Source organism: Microbacterium sp. Bi128 (assembly GCF_918698205.1).
This window is the reverse complement of sequence record NZ_CAKKMM010000628.1, coordinates 1-2,838: the sequence shown is the minus strand read 5'-3', so window position 1 is coordinate 2,838 and position 2,838 is coordinate 1. Positions and strand designations below refer to the sequence as shown.

General features: G+C 67.0%; 3 protein-coding genes. 1 reads left to right on the top strand and 2 read right to left on the bottom strand.

Annotated elements, in window-relative coordinates; all coding sequences use genetic code 11:
* On the bottom strand, window positions 1–488 hold a 488-nt coding region (locus LQV45_RS23980), incomplete at its 3' end, for a TetR family transcriptional regulator (RefSeq protein WP_230009130.1).
* An 83-nt stretch (window positions 489–571) separates the two neighbouring features.
* On the opposite strand from LQV45_RS23980, the gene LQV45_RS23975 reads away from it, so the two are divergent.
* Window positions 572–1,351 carry an SDR family NAD(P)-dependent oxidoreductase gene (locus tag LQV45_RS23975; protein ID WP_230009129.1) on the top strand — a complete coding sequence of 260 codons (780 nt, stop codon included), beginning with the start codon at window positions 572–574 and terminating at the stop codon, window positions 1,349–1,351.
* 134 nt (window positions 1,352–1,485) lie between these two features.
* On the opposite strand, the gene LQV45_RS23970 is transcribed toward LQV45_RS23975, so the two are convergent.
* Window positions 1,486–2,253: a hypothetical protein gene (locus tag LQV45_RS23970; RefSeq protein ID WP_230009128.1), complete on the bottom strand. Its 768-nt coding sequence runs from the start codon at window positions 2,251–2,253 to the stop codon at window positions 1,486–1,488.
* Window positions 2,254–2,838 lie beyond the last annotated feature (585 nt).

Below are 2,838 nucleotides of genomic sequence, written 5' to 3'. Positions count from 1 at the left end.
GCACACAGATACCCCGCGACGTCCCCAGAGACGCCCGCTGACACCAGGTAGGCCCTGGTCCGCTCGCGCTGCGGCGCCAGGGACTCGTAGCTCCGGCTGGCCAGCTCGGGGTGCTCGGCGATCAGCCGCAGCCGGCCGCGCGTGACCGCCAGGTCGGGCAGGACAGCAACGCCGGCGACCGCCGCGTAGCGCAGCCCCGCCAGGATGTCGCCGTCGGGACCTTCAACGCGGGCCGAATCCAGTACCAGGCCGGAGGCCTCGACCACCGGTTCCATGCCGCCCCAGACGAGCTCGGCCTTGCTGGAGAAGTACCGGTACAGGCTCTTGCGCCCGATTCCCGCCGCGCGGGCGATGTCCTCCATGGAGGTCTGCTCGTAGCCGCGCTCGGCGAACAGGCGCAGCGCGATGGCGGCCACGGCGTCGGGATCAATCGTCACCGGCCGCCCGGCGGAGCGCGGGACGGCGGTGGTCACAGCATCCGAAGGCATCCCACCAGTATTCACCCTTACATAATGACACGGAGTGTCATAAGCTGGGCGGCATCACCGTCAGCAACGTCTGGAAGGACATCATGGGCAACGAAGCTTCATGGCAGGAAGCCACCACCACCGGCCGGTTCGCCGGCAAGACCGTCATCGTCACCGGTGCCGCCTCCGGCATCGGCCAGGCCACCGCCCTGCGGATCGCCAGGGAAGGCGGCCGCGTCATCGCCGCCGACATCAGCAAGGAACGCCTGGATGACCTCGTGGCCGAGAACGCCGGCCTGGACCTGGTCCCGGTGGCCGGCGACATCTCCACCGAGGAGACCGTGGCCGCCGTCGTCGCTGCCGCCGGCGGACGCATCGACGCGCTGGCGAACGTTGCCGGGATCATGGACAACTTCGCCCCGATCCACGAGGTGGACGACGAGCTCTGGGACCGGGTCTTCCGGATCAACGTCACCGCCCTCATGCGCCTCACCCGCGCGGTGGTGCCGCTGATGCTGGACGCCGGGACCGGCTCCGTGGTCAACGTCGCCTCCGAGGCCGGCCTGCGCGGGTCCGCCGCCGGCGCCGCCTACACCGCGTCCAAGCACGCCGTCGTGGGCCTGACCAAGAACTCGGCCGTGATGTACGGGCCGAAGGGCCTGCGCTTCAACGCCGTGGCCCCCGGCCCCACCATCACCAACATCGTGGCCAACTGGGGGTCCCAGCTCGCGGCCGAACGCCTCGGCCCGCTGATGCAGGCCACCGTCCCGACGCCCGCCACCGCCGCGCAGCTCGCCGCGTCCATCACGTTCCTGCTCAGCGACGACGGCACCAACATCAACGGCGCCATCCTCGCCTCCGACGGCGGCTGGTCCGCCCTGTAGGGGAGCGGCATCAAACACATACGGACGACGGCGGGAAGTCCCGTCGTCGTCCGCTGGATTTGGATCAAATCCGTCATGGCACCATTGGATCCGCCGGTGCAATCACGTCCACGCATCGCGGGTAAGCCCGGATTTTACGCGGACGGGAAGATGGGCACGTCCGGCCGCCGGCGAGCGGCAATGGATTTGGCCCCCAGCCCCGCCAACGCGATGACCAGAGCCAGCAAGATTTTGGGAGCTGCTCCGCCCTCGGGTCCAAGTGTTGCCGCCAAGATTTGCCGACTCATTAACAGCATCTCCTGCAGGTCGCCAGCCAGGATACGGGTCCCCAGGACGTAGTTGACCGAGATGAACAGGGCGGGAACCAACCACAACAGCGCAAGGTTCACGGCCCACACCGCGGTCCGCCGCGCAGGACGAAGGCCGCACCATGCCAGGGCGCAACCAACGAGGATGGCGGGAATCCAGTGAGCGATTGACGGCACTGCGACGGGGACGTTGATGTGCCCAACGAAGCCGACAACCCACTCCACCGTCCACGAAGCGAACGGCACCGCCACGAGTCCGGCGCCCAATGCCGCCAGGCTCCGGGTCCTTGAACAGAGCAGCAGGTGCGCCACGAGGGCAGCAGCGAGGGATGCGGTCACGCCCGCGAGCAGCCCGGCGAAGTACAGGCTCGCCATTGTTCCGCCCGCCAAGCCGCCGTCGAGCACTGTGAAGGACTGGACGGCAGCCGTGAACTGGACCACAAGAACGCCGGCTGCCGCGCACCACGTCACCAGTCGCCGTCGGGCGGGGGACCGGATGCGCACCGCGAGTCCGGCCGCTGCACCTCCTACGGTGAGGAGGGCTACGATCGTGGTGAGTTCGTACTGGCTCAGCGGCAGTAACGACACAGGCATCTGGTCTGGAACGACCTCTGGGCCCCACAAGTTCTGCAACGGGAGCTGTGCGCCGGATACCAGCCAAGGGCCCAAGCCGAGCAATCCTGCGAGGATCCCGATCAGCCACCCCCAAGCGGCATCCCCGGCGGGAGTCCTGCTTGGTGGTCTGCTGGGAGCTGCCTGTTCCATCGCTTGATCCGGAAGGCTCACGGAGGCTCCTTGCGTATGAGCGCTCTGGGAGGGACGCGCATGAAAATGTAAAGTATCCCGTTCAGAATAATGCACCGAATGGACTAACCCCCTGGGTCCGATCCACGAGGTGGACGACGACCTCTGGGACCGCGTGTTCCGGATCAACGACACGGCCCTCATGCGCCTCACCCACGCAAGCGGACGACGGCGAAGAGCTCCCGCCGTCGTCCGCGGGACAGCGACTCAATTGAAATAAATTTTGCATCCTGCCCGGGAACCGGATAAATTGTGAGCTGTGTCACCGACCAGTGGCACAGCTTATGATCTGCGGCGGGAGAGTCCTGCCGGTACGTTCAGCAGGCGCCGTAGGAGCAAATCCTCCCCAGGAATCTCTCATTCCCAGGTACTTTC

Excerpts from the sequence above, each read along its gene's own strand:
- LQV45_RS23975 (WP_230009129.1), top strand. The coding sequence starts at position 572 with ATGGGCAACGAAGCTTCATGGCAGGAAGCCACCACCACCGGCCGGTTC.
- LQV45_RS23970 (WP_230009128.1), bottom strand. The coding sequence starts at position 2,253 with ATGCCTGTGTCGTTACTGCCGCTGAGCCAGTACGAACTCACCACGATC.